Genomic DNA, 14371 nt, shown 5'->3' with positions numbered 1-14371 from the left:
AAGAGAAAAAAGTTTCCTTTAATCAATTTATTGATCTGAAAAGGTATTTTTTCGCTCAAACAGGATTCATGCGGGCTACTGTTTGCTGTATCATGTGCGGGTTTGGAAACTCCCTGCTAACACAATATTTAAAGCGGGATTTCTGCTGATTAATGTCGGTATCTGCACTGCAGATATTCTTATCGAGGAACTTAGGCTTGAACGTTCAACTTTCAGACCGCGTCAACAACATCAAACCTTCTCCAACGCTGGCGGTTACTAACCGTGCAGCTGAACTGCGCGCGGCAGGTAAGAACATTATTGGCCTGGGCGCTGGCGAGCCCGATTTTGATACTCCGGATCATATCAAACAGGCTGCCATCCAGGCGTTGAATGAAGGTTTCACAAAATACACCGCTGTAGATGGTACACCGGCATTAAAGACAGCCATTATTAACAAATTCAAGAACGATAACGGTCTTGAATATGCTGCTAACCAGATTCTTGTTTCTTGTGGCGGTAAGCAAAGCTTTTTTAACCTATCTTTAGCCCTGCTAAATGAAGGTGACGAAGTCATCGTACCCGCACCTTACTGGGTATCTTACCCAGACATGGTAAAAATGGCGGACGCTGTCCCTGTGATTGTAACGACAACTCAGGAACAACGCTTCAAGATGACTGCTGAGCAACTAGAAGCAGCAATTACAGATAAGACACGCTTAGTTGTACTTAACAGCCCTTCAAACCCAACAGGTGTTGCTTATACACTGGAGGAACTGAAAGCGCTAGCTGAAGTACTACTTAAACACCCGCAAGTACTAGTTGCGACTGATGATATGTATGAGCACATCCGTTTTAACGATGAGCCATTTGTAAACATCCTTAACGCTTGCCCAGAGCTTTACGAGCGCACAATTGTTCTAAACGGTGTATCCAAAGCATACTCTATGACTGGCTGGCGTATCGGCTATGCAGCTGGCCCGCTTGCATTGATTGGCGCAATGAAGAAGATCCAATCTCAGAGTACGTCTAACCCAACTTCGATTGCGCAAGTTGCAGCGCAAGCAGCACTTGAAGGCTCTCAAGATTGTGTAGCTGAGATGGTTGTAGCATTTAAAGCACGCCACGAATATGTTGTTAACACACTAAACAGCATCAACGGCGTGAGCTGCATCCCTGCTGATGGTACGTTCTACGCATTCCCAAGCTTCCAAGAAGTGATCGATAACGATGATCGTTTTGCTAACGATATCGAATTGGCGGAGTTTCTTCTTAACGAAGCGGGCGTTGCTCTTGTACCAGGTTCTGCATTTGGTGCGCCGGGTAATATGCGCCTATCTTTCGCAACTAGCATGGAAGTGCTAGAAGATGCGCTGGGTCGTATCCGCAACGCATTAGAAGCTTAAGCGAACCCTTAATCTAAAAAACCGAGCCTCAGCGCTCGGTTTTTTTTGCCCAATGAAAATTTATTGATATCTGTACTTTTATTAGTAAGAACTTGAACCTTATCATCTGAAGTGACTCAGATATTCGTTCACTGTTTGGGAGACTTGTTAATGTTGGACAAATTAACTTGCCTTAGCCGTTCTGCTTTTTTCTGGTTAAGCTTAATTTTCATCGGCGTCAGCATGGAGGTAATTGCCCTCTATTACCAGTACGCTTTGGACTACTACCCTTGTGTCTTATGCATCCATATTCGCATCTGGCTTTTCGCTCTTATCATCGTCGCTATATTCGGACTGTTTACGCGTAAACATGGATGCCTGAGTAAGCTAAGTCACTTGCTAACACTCGTAGTCGGTATTGGTCTCGTAGAACGCTCATGGAAAACCCTAGCAGTAGAGCGCAACTGGATAGTAGATAGTTGCAGTATGGACAGCGGTCTGCCTAACTGGTTTGCACTGGATCAATGGATCCCATCGGTTTTTGCTCCTTGGGAGCCTTGTGGCTATACCCCTGAACTTCTGTTCGGTATCACTATGGCAGAAGGCTTAATGGCATTTTCTGCACTGTTGACAGCAACAGCAGCCGTATTCTTCGGGCTACAGTTTAGATCAATACAATCTAACTAACTCCCCATTTACTAAAAAGGCGAACACTTAATAGTGCTCGCCTTTTTTATTACTAGCTAAGTGTAAGCTTGGAATTTCTCATCCAAAGGAGTCTGAGCTATGTAATTTACATAGTTACTCATTACCTTTTGCGACAATCCCAAAATAACCCCTAGTAGATGCTTTTGTTCAAAACCAACTGCGAAGAATGATTCAAGCTGCTCATCAGAGATACGTCCTCGCTCACGAACAATCGCTAGTGTTGTGTCATGCAAGACTTGTAATTTTTGCGTAGGTAAGGATGTTTTGTTTCTTAACGCCTCATTGACAGCGGGATCCACCTTCATCATGTCTGCAATCAAGCTATGCGCTGGCACGCAATACTCGCAGCCGTGTTCAACATTAATCGTCTGCCAAACTACTGTTAGCTCAGCTGCATTAAAGTCAGTTTGTTGAAACAGGGTGTGTAACTGCTGATAAGCTTCCAGTACAGCAGGCTCTTCGCCTAGCACAGCATGCAAGTTTGGAATCATGCCAAAATTTTTCAACGAGTTTTCAAAAAGCGCTTTCGTCCCTTGAGGGGCTGATTCCATCGTGTGTAATTTAAACTTACTCATTATATCTCCATTTACTAATCGATTTAGCCTCCGCTAGAACGCCTTCCCCACAAAAACAGATCAAGCCAGCCATATTTGAACAACTGTTCACATTTAGAATCATAACTAGAAATGAACACTTGTTCAAGATAAAATATGAACAAATGTTCAAAAAAATTGATCTCTATGGTTAATACAGTTAAATACGATCGTGAGCAGGTGATTCAAAAAGCAACGCATCTGTTTTGGGCAAAAGGGTTTCACGCAACCTCTATGCGTAATATCCAAGAGTGCATTGATATGCATCCCGGCAGTATTTACGCGTGCTTTGGTAGTAAGGAAGGGCTATTTAAGGAAACTCTAAATTACTATACCAATGCGATGCTGAAGCGACTGGAAAGCTTCGAAGAGGCACAATCATCTCCCCTGTTGGCTCTAAAAAAGTTCATTTTTACGTCTGCGCTAGATAGTAATCAAATCCGTCCGAATGAGATGTGTATGCTGGTTAAAACTATCTCTGAGCTCAACACTGATAATAAAGAGCTCCTTGAGGAAGCACGGAGATTGATGAAGGTAATGGAAAATGCATTTGCGCGCTTACTAAACCAAGCTAAGCAGGAAGGGGAGTTAGAAACTCAACAAGATGCTAACCGACTTGCTCGGTTCTTACAGATGCAACTGATCGGAGTTCGCTCTTACTCAAGGGTTAACAATCAAGCAGAGATTAAAGACCTTATAGAAGATGCATTTAGTTGTTTAAACTAAGCATTTTTGCTGCAGAAAGTAGTACAGAATTCGCTAAGCTCTCAGTATTAAAAGTACCATGAGAGCTTAATTCAAGAGTTTTTAACCCCTGTCGCTAAACGCCAACTTCATACCTAACAAAGTAAAACTGCCGGCAAAAATCTTTTGCATCATCCGGCTAATATTTTCAGACCCAACAACAAATTCGCTAAACCGCCCTGCTAAAAATCCATAAATCACAAACACAGCAAAGGTCATCATCATAAAGATAAGACCCAACACAAACATGTTCATTAATGGCGAGCCAACTTCAGGTGAGACAAACTGTGGCAAAAAAGCGAGAAAGAAGATCGATAGCTTAGGATTTAAGATATTGATTAAAAAGCCTTTCATAGCAATAACACTATATTTGGCCTCTTTCTCTTTCTGATCTAATGCAAGAGATGACGATGAACGCCACATCGACCATGCCAAATACAGAAGATAGGCAACACCAACAAATTTAACGATCTGAAAGGCCACAGCGCTGGCATGAAAAATCGCTGCCAATCCCAAAATACTTGCTAAAAGCGATGGCACAATACCGATCGTACAACCTAACGCCGCAAATAAGCTGGCACGTTTACCAATAAATAACCCAGTGGCTACTGTGTAGAGAACACCGGTTCCTGGAATAAGTACCACAATAAGAGAGGTAATCAAAAATTCAAGTGAGATCATTTTTCTCTGCTTCCTTTTTTGAATACTAAAATTTAGGAATTTAGGATACTCTTAACGCCCAATTGCCGCCATCTTTCCAGAAGTTAGCTTAAGTAAGTCCTCTGCTGACATCTCGATCTCTAAACCTCGACGGCCAGCACTCATACAGATAGTTTCAAAGTTGCCTGCACTTTCATCCAAAATAAGTGGCAGACGTTTCTTTTGGCCTAATGGGCTGATGCCTCCCACAACATAACCCGTTGCACGTTCTGCATCTTGCGGGTTTGCCATAGTGACTTTCTTTGCCTTTAGCGCCGTAGCAATTGCTTTTAGATCTAGCTGACCTGACACAGGTACAACACCGACAGCAAGTTTTTTGTTGTCACCACCGATCGCAACGAGGAGGGTTTTGAAGACTTGGGCAGGATCTAAACCCAGCGCTTGCGCAGCTTCTTCGCCGTAGGATTCTGCACTTGGATCGTGCTGATACTCGTGAACTTGATAGGCTACCTTGGCTTTTTTAGCTGCATTAATCGCTGGGGTCATTCTTTATCTACTCATATCACTCGGGTCGAACAGTGTTTACTTAGCACTGCCGCCCGTTAGGATATCAGCAATATCGATGATGTCGACTACTGTGCCTTCACCTTTGCCCACTTTAATGACTTTATCTTTGAGTTTGATAATCTCAATCGCCGCATCACCTTTGGGTAAACGAGAAAGAAGATCGTCAGGCAGATATTCAGCATTATCTCGTAAGTCTTTATCCAACACTTCTCCACGGGCTACTTTCTTTTGCCAACCTGGAGGGAGTTCACCGCCACGTTCTAACTTTTTCTGCAAACCTTTAGGCAGCTCCTTCATCTTGCCTTTGTATTTACCTGTTCCTGATTTGGCATTTTCATTGTAATAATCTTTGATGGTCTCTTTCTCTTTGTCAGAAAAGAGATCATCCAGAATAGACTTCGTATCACTTACGATGGATTGCTCTTCTTCGGTATCCTTATCTTTGTTTTTGTAGTTTTTAGCCGCTTGCTTGGCCTCTTTTTTAGCTTGATGCTTATCTGCGCCTTGGCCCGCCCACTCAGGCTTGGCAGCGTAAACATTCAAAGCTAAACCACTCATACATAGTGCTAGAAATAGTTTCTTCATCATCTCTTCCTACTGATCTTTGATCCTTCAAGGGATAAGTTATACATCAAGCCTTTATTAGAAAAAATAAAACCAATGATTGGATCTTTAATCGTGCTGGTATCAATTTCGCCACCCGCACCTACTGTTACGACGGCAACACTGCCATCTACACCGGCTTCCCAACCATCACTCCGCTTAAATTGCTTTAAAGCTGCATCAGTCATAAACAGGATAATCTCTGACTTAATTTGAGCACCTAACTGAAACCCAATCGATGCCGCAGCAATGGTGTAATAACCGGTTGTTTTACCTTTTTCTAAAAGCTTTCCTTCACCATATTCACCACCGATGCCTATACCCGCTTTATAAACCTCGGGGAAAACTAAAACCCCTTTGGCTTGCTGGACTAAGCTTTGTCCAGCCGAGCTGTGTTGATAAAACTTTTGTAAAGCTTCTGTGCTTTTAGCGTTGATTTCAGCTTTGGAGGCTGAGTAAGCATTAAAGCTGAATAGTGCTATCCAACATGCGATTAGAAGAGATGATAGTCGTTTAAGCATGAATCCATCCTTAAGCCTATTGAGGTTAACTAAATAATAGTCGCTCAAAGCTATGTTTGGATGGATCGTTGGGGTGATTAAATGTAAAGCAAGCGAATTAAGAATAACGAGTATTTCGTAAAGGCTGTAATACCGATTCTAAACCGTTAATACGAATCTCTAGCATCAACTCTAACAACGAGCCCAGCTCCCCCTTTGGAAAACCTTTCTTGGCGAACCAAAGCAGGTACTCTTCGGGTAGATCGAGTAGTACTCGTCCTTGATACTTACCAAATGGCATCTTCATATTAGCCAGTTTAAGTAGATGACGTTTATCCAGATCCAATGCTTTCCCCTTAACAGCCTGTTATTTCCAGTGAGCAAACAGTATTCTGTAGAAAATAATAAATAGTGGGTTTAGGCCATGGCTGACAAGCAAGCGTATCAACCTATCAATTGCGAAATTCATGACGGCTACGAGTTAGCCTGTATGCGCAACGCTATCCATCTTGTTGAATGGAAAGAAGATGATACCGCATTTAGTCAGCGCTTACGCTTTCTTGATCTGGAATATACTTCTGAAGGGGAGTTTCTGATTGCCGAAGATCAGGAAGGTAACAACTTTAGAGTTCGTTTAGATTCTATCTCTAGCCGCCTACCCTACTAATCCTCTTAAGGGCCGACGACGTGTCAGATATTCAACTCAGTGGTATTAATACTTTCCCCATAAAATCATTAGGCGGCATTAGTTTGTCGGACGCTTTTGTAACTGAGAGCGGACTGTCTTTTGACCGACGCTTTATGTTGAGCGATCCGGAAGGCGAACTACTTTCTGCTCGCCAAGTGCCATCGATGCTACTTTTCGAAACGGTTTTACGTGAAGATGGTTTAGAGGTGATTGCGCCTGATGGCGATCACTTAAGCTTGCGCTATCCTGACTTTTTCCAAAACTACCATCAGGTACGTGTTTGGGGAACCGAGATCAACGCTCAACATTGTGGTGAATGGCTAGATGAATGGTTCAGCGAAAAACTGGGCCGTGAATGCCAGCTTCTTTATTTTGGCGAACAATCAGAACGCGTAACCTCTCGTAGACCCGATAAGCCCGTCGCTTTTGCCGATGGTTATCCTCTACTTGTGATCTCTGAAGCTTCATTGGCTGATCTGAATAGCCGCGCTTCCACACAAGTAAATATGGATCACTTCCGTACCAACCTTGTTGTAAAAGGGTGCGAAGCTTTCGCCGAGGATAGCTGGAAGCGCATCCGTATTGGTGAAGTAGAGTTTGAGATCGTTAAAGATTGCTCTCGTTGCGTACTAACGACTATCGATCCCAAAACTGGACAGCCAGTACCTGCGGGTGAACCAATTAAAACCTTGGCTAACTACCGTAAAGGTGAGGATAACGAAGTCTATTTTGGCCAAAACCTTGTGCCTCTTAACGAAGGCCAGATTAAGCAAGGCGATACGGTTGAGGTATTAGAGGTTAAACAGCCTGCTCAATACCCCGATAATGCGCCCGTTATTAGAGACACTAACGACAGCAATAGCCAAGAAACTTGGGCCGCGACTCAGCAGGTCGATCTAGAATGTATCCGCCGCATTGATGAAACACGCGACGTAGTGACCTTCCGCTTTGCAGTACCACAGGGCCTATCAACAGATTATATCGCAGGTCAGTTTCTAACCTTAATGTTGCCGATCAACGGTGAGACAGTCACCCGCTGTTATACCGTATCTTCTTCACCTTCTAGAAGCGCTGATATCGCAATCACGGTTAAGCGCGTAACCGATGGCATCGCCTCCAATTGGCTCCATGATAATTTACAGGTTGGGGATAAGTTACCTGCCCTCGCTCCACAAGGTGAGTTCCACGAAGGCAATACAGGTAATAAACCACTACTACTGCTATCAGCTGGCAGCGGTATCACTCCTATGCTTTCGATTGCACGCGAACTAACCGATCGAAACAGCCAACGCGATGTAGTGTTTTACCACCAAGCTAGAACCGAAGAAGATCTCATCTGTGAAGACGAGCTCCTTTGGCTAGAACGCCAAAACCCGAACCTAAAGATCATCTTTAGCTTGAGCCAACCAGATGACGATTGGCAAGGCATTAAAGGCCGTATTAGCCGCAAACAGCTCATTGAGCTAATTCCGGATCTGCCAGAACGTACGGTGATGTGCTGTGGCCCTGAGGGCTTTATGGATCATGCTAAAACTTACTGCCGCCAACTAGGTCTAGCGGAGCAACAGTGGTTTGAAGAGAGCTTTGGTGCACCTCCCGGTGTTGATCCAGAAGCAGAAAAGCACAGTGTTCTGCTAACCTTTGGCGAAATTTCATTTGCCGGCGATAGCCAAACCACATTGCTAGAGCAAGCTGAAGATCAAGGAATCATGATTCCTTCCGGCTGTCGTGCGGGTGTATGTGGCGCGTGCAAAGTGACCTTAGCGTCTGGTCATGCACATCGCCAATCGGAAATTCCGCTATCTGAAGATGAGAAAGCTCGAGGCGTGGTTCTGGCGTGTAGTTGCACTCCAGAAACGGATGTCGTGATTGAGGTTTAATTTAAAACGCTAAATCGCAGACACAAAAAAGCCGATGCCCTTCTCTACATCGGCTTTTTATTATTCAGTATGAAACTGAAATTAAGCTACTTTAAGATCAGCAACTTTTTTAGCAGTTTCTTCAGCCATTTCAGTCGCTTTTTTAGCAGACTCTTCAACTGTAGCAACGTAAGCATCTTTAGCAACAGTCATAGCTGCAACGCTTTTCTCTGCAGTTTCAGCAGTTTTAGCTTCAACAGACTTGTAGAACTGAACCTGTAGGTCTAGAGCAGCTTTAGGGTCTTTGCACTCGCATAGAGTTTTGAACTGTTCAACAGAAGCGTTAGCTAGTTCTTCAACGTATGCTTTCTGAAGAGCAACCAAAGTTTCAACAGTCTTAGTGTTAACGTCTACTAGAGACTGAACTGGCTTGAATAGCTCAGCGATTTCGTTAGATAGTAGTTCAGGCTTCATGAAATCAGCGAAAGGGTTGTTAGCAGCGTACATAGTTTTGTCTCCAAAAGTTTCCGTTGCTGCGGTGCAGCAATCCATTTACAGCAAAGATAAATCTTGTACGTTTTTTAGTCAAGAACTTTTTTGTGCGGCGCACAAAAAATTACTTTTTCAGATTTTTTGCTAAAAAACGGTCCAGAGAATTCGCAAACGCTTGGCGATCAGCCTGACTAAAAGCAGACGGTCCACCAGTCTCTACACCCGAGCTTCGCAGGGTCTCCATAAAATCACGCATAGATAACCGCTGACGAATATTTTCCGGAGTATAAAGTTCGCCGCGAGGATTTATTGCCACACCCTTGTTATCAATCACTTCTGAAGCCAATGGGATATCTTGCGTTACCACCAGATCACCCTCTTCCATTTTGGCAACGATATGATTGTCCGCTACATCAAAGCCCTGCGGTACTTGCACTGCATTGATCAACGGTGAAGGAGGTGTACTTAGGAATTGATTAGCCACCAGCGTTACAGGCACCTGTTTACGTTCGGCAGCCCGAAACAAAATCTCTTTGATAACCTTTGGACAGGCATCGGCATCAACCCAAATGTGCATAAACCCTCTCTTTTCTTTTAGCATAAAGCCCAATTATGACTGTTATTCTACATCGCTATGACAATTTAAGCCGAAAGAAATTAAAACTCTTTTAGACAATTTCGATTAATAGATAACGCTCCAGAATAAAGCCCTCGCACTGTCGCAGTGCACAAAGACGAATTAAATCCGTGCGTTTTAAAATTAGCCACCTCTCTCTAACACAACAATATCGGGCATTAGAGTAACCCCATGAAATATCTGGCTTAAGTTTTGCTAAATACCCAGATAATAGATTTTGATGGGGAGCACTAAGATGCTGCTACTAACATTTGGCTACAGCGTATTGAGCCGCTGTTCATTACTCACTTCAGGCATTTTACTGTTGTTGGGTTGGTTGCTGACAATCGCCACATTGGTAACCGGCTATATAGAAGCACTTTGGTTATTAATCCCACTTAGCTACTTTCAGCTCAGCTATATTCTGTTGAGCCAACGTCGCTGGCATAACCTTTCTCTAGTAATCGAAGCATTCTCACAAAAGCAGATGCAGTTCCGTACACGACATACCAGTTCAGACAAGCCGCTTAGAGACGCAGCACAAAACCTCTATGGTTTTGCCCGCGATTACGAAGAACTGAATACCTTAACCGATCAGCTGTGCAACGAGATGAAGTTCTCTACTCATGAATTAGAGAACTTAGCTAAGCACACCGCAAATGCCGCATCAGAACAGCAAAATCAGCTCTTAACAGTTGCCAGTGCATCAGAAGAGATGAGCCAAACCGTCCAACTGATCAGAGATCATGTGCATAACACTCAAAACAGTGCCGAAGACTCGCAGACCTTATGTAATAAAGGAACTCAGCAAGCCTCTGATTTGAGCCACGCGATCAGTGGTGTTCGTAATCAGTTTACTGATACCTGCACCAAGATTTCCCAGCTATCTGAAGAAGCTGAAGCAATCCAATCTTTCGTTAGTACAATCGAAGAAGTTGCAGCACAAACCAACTTATTGGCACTGAACGCAGCGATTGAGGCTGCACGAGCAGGTGAAGCAGGACGAGGCTTCGCCGTTGTCGCAGATGAGGTACGCCAGTTAGCCGGTAATACTGAAAAAGCGACAGGTGATATCACCCTTCTGGTTAACTCCATGCTTGCACGTGTAAATGAAGTCACTGAAAGCATGAACCGAAGCGAGCAAGAGCTACAAACCGGCTCACATACTTGTGAAGAGATGCATGACCTCTTGCAACAGATCGAATCTGGTAGCGAGCGTAGCCTTGAACTCATTCAGGAGGTTAACTTCTCCATCGACGAACATGCCTCTGCCAGTAACGAGTTAAGTGAAAAGCTTACCGATATAGGCAACATTCTTCAGCACCACAGTGAACAAGCGCATTCCCTTACGGAGCTCACCGGCTATCTAGAAACACTTGCGCTTAAAGCAGCCACTAAGGAGGTGACATCATGATCGAGATTAGCCTTGTACTGTTTCTTTTCGTCCTAATTGGTTTAGCTAGCTGGTTTAAAAGAAGAAAATTGCGCAAAAAACGTCGCGAAAAGACACTACGCGGAATTGAACAGCTAAGCGCGCTGTTGAATCTAATCCAGAGCCTACAGCGCCACCGCGGCATCTGTGCAAATTTAGATAGCACAAACCAAGCACAACAGCGACAGCTAAGTAATGAGATCAACTCGCTATGGCGGCCACTGCTTGATAAAAGCTACGGCGGCAATGTTAAGCGAGTTAATCTGCAGTTTACCAAGTGGAAGCAGATTGAAGCAGAGCCCGCAGGCAGCTTTATGGAGCACTGTGAACTAATCGAAAAACTGCTCCACGAACTCACCGTTATCGCAGATATCTGCTCGCTAACCGCGAGCAATAATGACCATAATGGTGAAGAGCTATGGCAAAACTTACTCCGCCGTCCCCATTTTGCAGAGTCTCTCGCGCGTTTGCGCGGTTTAGGAAATAAAGCTGCCAATCTTGGTCACTGCCCTGCTGCTGTGAGAGTTCAATTACAGTATATCTTGGTAAATATGCGTGAAAATGAGCTTTGTGATCCTACCGTTCATGATATCGACCAATTGGTCACCCAAGAGATCCTTGAACCCGAAGTAATCAAGATCGAACCACGGGTTTATTTTAGTCATCTCACCCAAGCGATTGATCAACAGATCCAACTAACTCGAGACCATCTACAACAACTGAGTTGATGCACAGTTTAAGGATTGAATGAATCGAGGTTCTATTCTGCAAGCGAGTTCCTTACAATAAATTAACATCGATTAATTCTTGTGGGGCTGGATGGAATCTCAACACACACCAAAACGTATTGGCCAAGGAATGTGGGCCGTCGCATGGGTCCTGTTTTTAGGAATGTTGTGGCTGTTCTTTGAAGAGCAGGTAAACGACAAATACAATCCCAATCGTAATCTCGTCACCAGCGGCAGTAACGAAGTGGTACTGCAGCAAAACAGAGCGGGACACTACGTTGCACCGGGAGAGATCAACGGCCAACCGGTTATCTTTCTATTGGATACCGGCGCGACCAATATCAGCGTGCCGCAAGAAGTAGCCGACCGCATTGGCCTTAGGCCTGGGTTAAAGCGTCAGGTAGATACCGCTAATGGCGTGATTGATGTGTACAACACTGAGCTGAATACCGTCACCCTTGGTGGGATTAGCATGCAAAACGTTCGTGGGCATATTAATCCACACATGGATGGTGAAACGGTACTACTCGGTATGAGCTTTATGAAATACCTTGAGATCATTCAGAAAGGAAACACACTCACACTTAGGCGCTAACCCGCGCCTAAGTTCGTTATGAAAGTTTCTAACGAGATTAGCTAATAAACTTTTTCTAACAACAACGCCGTAATCGACTTCAGTTGGCGCATCATCTGTTTACGCCCCTGCCCTCTAACTTCCAGCTGTTCCCAGTTTTTTTGCTGTAGATTCCGCTCGATTAGCAGGGTAAATTCTTCATTTTCGAGCAACATTTCCAGCTGCTTATCTTCCACCTGATCCAAAAACTGTAAAAGCAGCTTGTGGATAGCAAAAGCACAACCTTCGTAATTACGGTTATGCACAGCAAATGCGATCAGATCAGATTGGTCATGGGCGGTTAACTCGGGAAGATAACCACCATGCTGCAACAATCGACACACTACAGGCAGGTCTAGATCAACCAAGTCATCACTCAAGCGATAATTGAGTTGCTCAATAAAGCGCTGTCTCAGCTGCTTTTCAAGGCTCTGCCCCTGCTCTGTTAAAGGCAATAGAACCAACGCAGCGTGACAACCGCTGACACTGTCTCGAGTAGAGCCCATACGTACGGTTTCAAAACCACAGTGCTGCCAAAAACTGATTAGCTCTGCACTAGCTGCAAAGCTGGCACCCAAGTAATCCCAACCTGCAGACTTCGCACTGTCAGATACAGTGGATAACAGCGTTCGACCTAAACCTTTATGCTGTAGGGCGGGGTGAATCGCTATACGCATAATCCGACCCGCCTTGAGCAAAGCTGCGCCCTTTGCACCTTCTTGCCCTACCAGTGTTTGCGGTAACAGATGGCCACGAGGGCGACGTTTACCCGACCAGATATCATCGACCAACTCTTCCGGCAAAGGGCCTTCTTCGGCGACCAGCGCAGCACCAGCTACTTGACCATCGACCTTCATTAGCCAGATATGTAGGTTGGGGCTATCTAATAACACCCTTAAATCACCGGGTGATGTACGATAGTGAGCCAACACTAACAAACCAAACAACTGCGTTAAGGTCTGATAATCTTCCGCGAGTTGATCACGATCTAACTTCTCTATCTGGCAGTCGGCAATAGACTGGTAAGTACGCTTTAGATCATCTGTCGCAGCAGGCTCAGCATTGAGTAACAGCAGATTAAAGGTCAGCTGTTCTAGGGGATCATTGCTGGTCCAACGGATCGGCTGATTCAGATGAAGCGATTTAGCATTGGGTGCATGCTTTTCCAGAACTTGCTTAAAGCGAACCGCAAAGCCCTGCCCTGTGCCTTCATAACCATGAATGGTGGAAGCAAAAGCAATACGAGGGAAACGTTGTAGTAACTTACTTAATACAGGCACCGGAATCACTGCGGCTTCATCCACCAGCAACACCTGTCCTTCACCTTGTTCTTGCAACGCTTGCTCTGGCGTCACGTAACGGATGCAATGACCTAAATGACAAAGCTTACCCAGTTGATAGTCATAATCAGGCAGTAATTGATGGGCCATGCTAAAGACTTCATCTACCGATGACTGCTCGGGCGCGGTTACTAAGATATCTTGAAAATCTAAGCCTGATAGCTGTGCAGCAGCGATACCTAAAGCAACAGATTTCCCACGACCTCTGTCTGCAGTAATCACTGCAGGACGCCTACCACGACGAAACTGAGATAGGATCAACTCAACCGCTCGTTGCTGATCTTTGGTTTTACTCGGCAGCACCACATTATCATCTGGCTGATCGGCCAATGCTGCGGAGCTTGGCAGCTCGGCTTCAACACCTGCAAGCGCTTGCCCTTCTCTATACACCAGCGTGTAGGCATCATCTTCTAAGATCATCGCTAGACGCGAGATAAATCTGCGACCAGCATCGGAAGAACAATAAGGATGAGCGACTAAGCTTTGATGTTCTGGATCATCAAACTCGGCCCAATGATCTAGATCGGGGCAGAGTAAAACCATCACTCCACCGCCGCTTAAAGTACCGGAGATCTGACCAAAGGCGTTGGGATTAAAACCCGACCAAGCATCAAAGATCACCGCTGAAAGCGACTGGCCTAATAACTGATGACATTGAGTGGCGCGCACAGACTGAGCTTTAATCGGCGCATGATCACTGACCCACAGCCATTCGGCTTCACCATGGGTTTCGCTACTTAGTTCTCTTGCTTGCTCGTAACACCACTTTTGAGTACCACTCACCACCAGTAATCGACGATGCTGTTGTGTTTGTGCATCCTTAAGCAATCGAGAGTACAAGGTTGTTAGAGCAGTCATCAATCA

General features: G+C 44.8%; 17 protein-coding genes. 8 read left to right on the top strand and 9 right to left on the bottom strand.

The window, feature by feature from the left end:
* The first annotated feature begins 197 nt into the window (after positions 1–197).
* Both ACMXYS_RS04530 and ACMXYS_RS04525 read left to right on the top strand, forming a co-directional pair.
* Positions 198–1385, top strand: coding sequence for a pyridoxal phosphate-dependent aminotransferase (locus ACMXYS_RS04530; protein ID WP_415897720.1), 1188 nt, complete (start codon positions 198–200; stop codon positions 1383–1385).
* 150 nt (positions 1386–1535) lie between these two features.
* On the top strand, positions 1536–2051 hold the full coding sequence (locus ACMXYS_RS04525; RefSeq protein WP_415897719.1) for a disulfide bond formation protein B: 516 nt from the start codon (positions 1536–1538) through the stop codon (positions 2049–2051).
* Between the two features lie 56 nt (positions 2052–2107).
* Here ACMXYS_RS04525 and ACMXYS_RS04520 read toward each other — a convergent pair whose 3' ends face one another.
* Positions 2108–2647 (bottom strand): carboxymuconolactone decarboxylase family protein, encoded by a 540-nt coding sequence (locus ACMXYS_RS04520; protein ID WP_415897718.1) that lies wholly within the window; start codon positions 2645–2647, stop codon positions 2108–2110.
* A 135-nt stretch (positions 2648–2782) separates the two neighbouring features.
* On the opposite strand from ACMXYS_RS04520, the gene ACMXYS_RS04515 reads away from it, so the two are divergent.
* Positions 2783–3391, top strand: coding sequence for a TetR/AcrR family transcriptional regulator (locus tag ACMXYS_RS04515; RefSeq protein ID WP_415897717.1), 609 nt, complete (start codon positions 2783–2785; stop codon positions 3389–3391).
* 81 nt (positions 3392–3472) lie between these two features.
* Here ACMXYS_RS04515 and ACMXYS_RS04510 read toward each other — a convergent pair whose 3' ends face one another.
* The 5 genes from ACMXYS_RS04510 to ACMXYS_RS04490 form a co-directional block, all read right to left on the bottom strand.
* On the bottom strand, positions 3473–4090 hold the full coding sequence (locus tag ACMXYS_RS04510) for a LysE family translocator (RefSeq protein ID WP_415897716.1): 618 nt from the start codon (positions 4088–4090) through the stop codon (positions 3473–3475).
* A 51-nt stretch (positions 4091–4141) separates the two neighbouring features.
* A complete protein-coding gene (gene ybaK, locus ACMXYS_RS04505) occupies positions 4142–4615 on the bottom strand; it encodes a Cys-tRNA(Pro) deacylase (RefSeq protein ID WP_415897715.1) in 474 nt (157 codons plus the stop codon).
* A 36-nt stretch (positions 4616–4651) separates the two neighbouring features.
* A complete protein-coding gene (locus tag ACMXYS_RS04500; RefSeq protein WP_415897714.1) occupies positions 4652–5221 on the bottom strand; it encodes a hypothetical protein in 570 nt (189 codons plus the stop codon).
* Positions 5221–5760: a YSC84-related protein gene (locus tag ACMXYS_RS04495; RefSeq protein WP_415883823.1), complete on the bottom strand. Its 540-nt coding sequence runs from the start codon at positions 5758–5760 to the stop codon at positions 5221–5223. Before ACMXYS_RS04495 ends, ACMXYS_RS04500 begins: the two co-directional genes overlap by 1 nt.
* A gap of 97 nt (positions 5761–5857) precedes the next feature.
* Entirely contained in the window at positions 5858–6085 is a 228-nt protein-coding gene (locus ACMXYS_RS04490) for a DUF3820 family protein (RefSeq protein WP_415883822.1), read from the bottom strand.
* A 78-nt stretch (positions 6086–6163) separates the two neighbouring features.
* Here ACMXYS_RS04490 and ACMXYS_RS04485 point away from each other — a divergent pair, with 78 nt between their 5' ends.
* Both ACMXYS_RS04485 and ACMXYS_RS04480 read left to right on the top strand, forming a co-directional pair.
* Positions 6164–6406 (top strand): Rho-binding antiterminator, encoded by a 243-nt coding sequence (locus tag ACMXYS_RS04485; RefSeq protein WP_415883821.1) that lies wholly within the window; start codon positions 6164–6166, stop codon positions 6404–6406.
* 20 nt (positions 6407–6426) lie between these two features.
* The gene (locus tag ACMXYS_RS04480) at positions 6427–8307 is read left to right on the top strand and encodes an MOSC N-terminal beta barrel domain-containing protein (RefSeq protein ID WP_415897713.1); all 1881 of its coding nucleotides are present in this window, start codon (positions 6427–6429) and stop codon (positions 8305–8307) included.
* A gap of 81 nt (positions 8308–8388) precedes the next feature.
* Here ACMXYS_RS04480 and ACMXYS_RS04475 read toward each other — a convergent pair whose 3' ends face one another.
* Positions 8389–8793 (bottom strand): phasin family protein, encoded by a 405-nt coding sequence (locus ACMXYS_RS04475; RefSeq protein WP_415883819.1) that lies wholly within the window; start codon positions 8791–8793, stop codon positions 8389–8391.
* Positions 8794–8902: 109 nt separating this feature from the next.
* On the bottom strand, positions 8903–9355 hold the full coding sequence (locus ACMXYS_RS04470) for a YaiI/YqxD family protein (protein WP_415883818.1): 453 nt from the start codon (positions 9353–9355) through the stop codon (positions 8903–8905).
* 295 nt (positions 9356–9650) lie between these two features.
* Here ACMXYS_RS04470 and ACMXYS_RS04465 point away from each other — a divergent pair, with 295 nt between their 5' ends.
* From ACMXYS_RS04465 to ACMXYS_RS04455, 3 genes are all read left to right on the top strand, one after another.
* Entirely contained in the window at positions 9651–10808 is a 1158-nt protein-coding gene (locus tag ACMXYS_RS04465; protein WP_415883817.1) for a methyl-accepting chemotaxis protein, read from the top strand.
* Complete coding sequence (locus tag ACMXYS_RS04460; RefSeq protein ID WP_415897712.1) at positions 10805–11554, top strand: hypothetical protein; 750 nt, start codon at positions 10805–10807, stop codon at positions 11552–11554. Before ACMXYS_RS04465 ends, ACMXYS_RS04460 begins: the two co-directional genes overlap by 4 nt.
* A 91-nt stretch (positions 11555–11645) precedes the next feature.
* Positions 11646–12149: a TIGR02281 family clan AA aspartic protease gene (locus ACMXYS_RS04455; protein WP_415883815.1), complete on the top strand. Its 504-nt coding sequence runs from the start codon at positions 11646–11648 to the stop codon at positions 12147–12149.
* 41 nt (positions 12150–12190) lie between these two features.
* Here the strand turns inward: ACMXYS_RS04455 and ACMXYS_RS04450 are convergent, their stop codons facing one another.
* Positions 12191–14365, bottom strand: a complete 2175-nt coding sequence (locus ACMXYS_RS04450) for a tRNA(Met) cytidine acetyltransferase TmcA (protein WP_415897711.1) — start codon at positions 14363–14365, stop codon at positions 12191–12193.
* Between the last annotated feature and the right edge of the window lie 6 nt (positions 14366–14371).

Source organism: Neptuniibacter sp. QD57_21 (genome assembly GCF_047778075.1).
Lineage (GTDB): Bacteria > Pseudomonadota > Gammaproteobacteria > Pseudomonadales > Balneatricaceae > Neptuniibacter.
The sequence above is the reverse complement of the archived record's forward strand: the minus strand, read 5'-3'. Positions and strand labels throughout refer to the sequence as shown.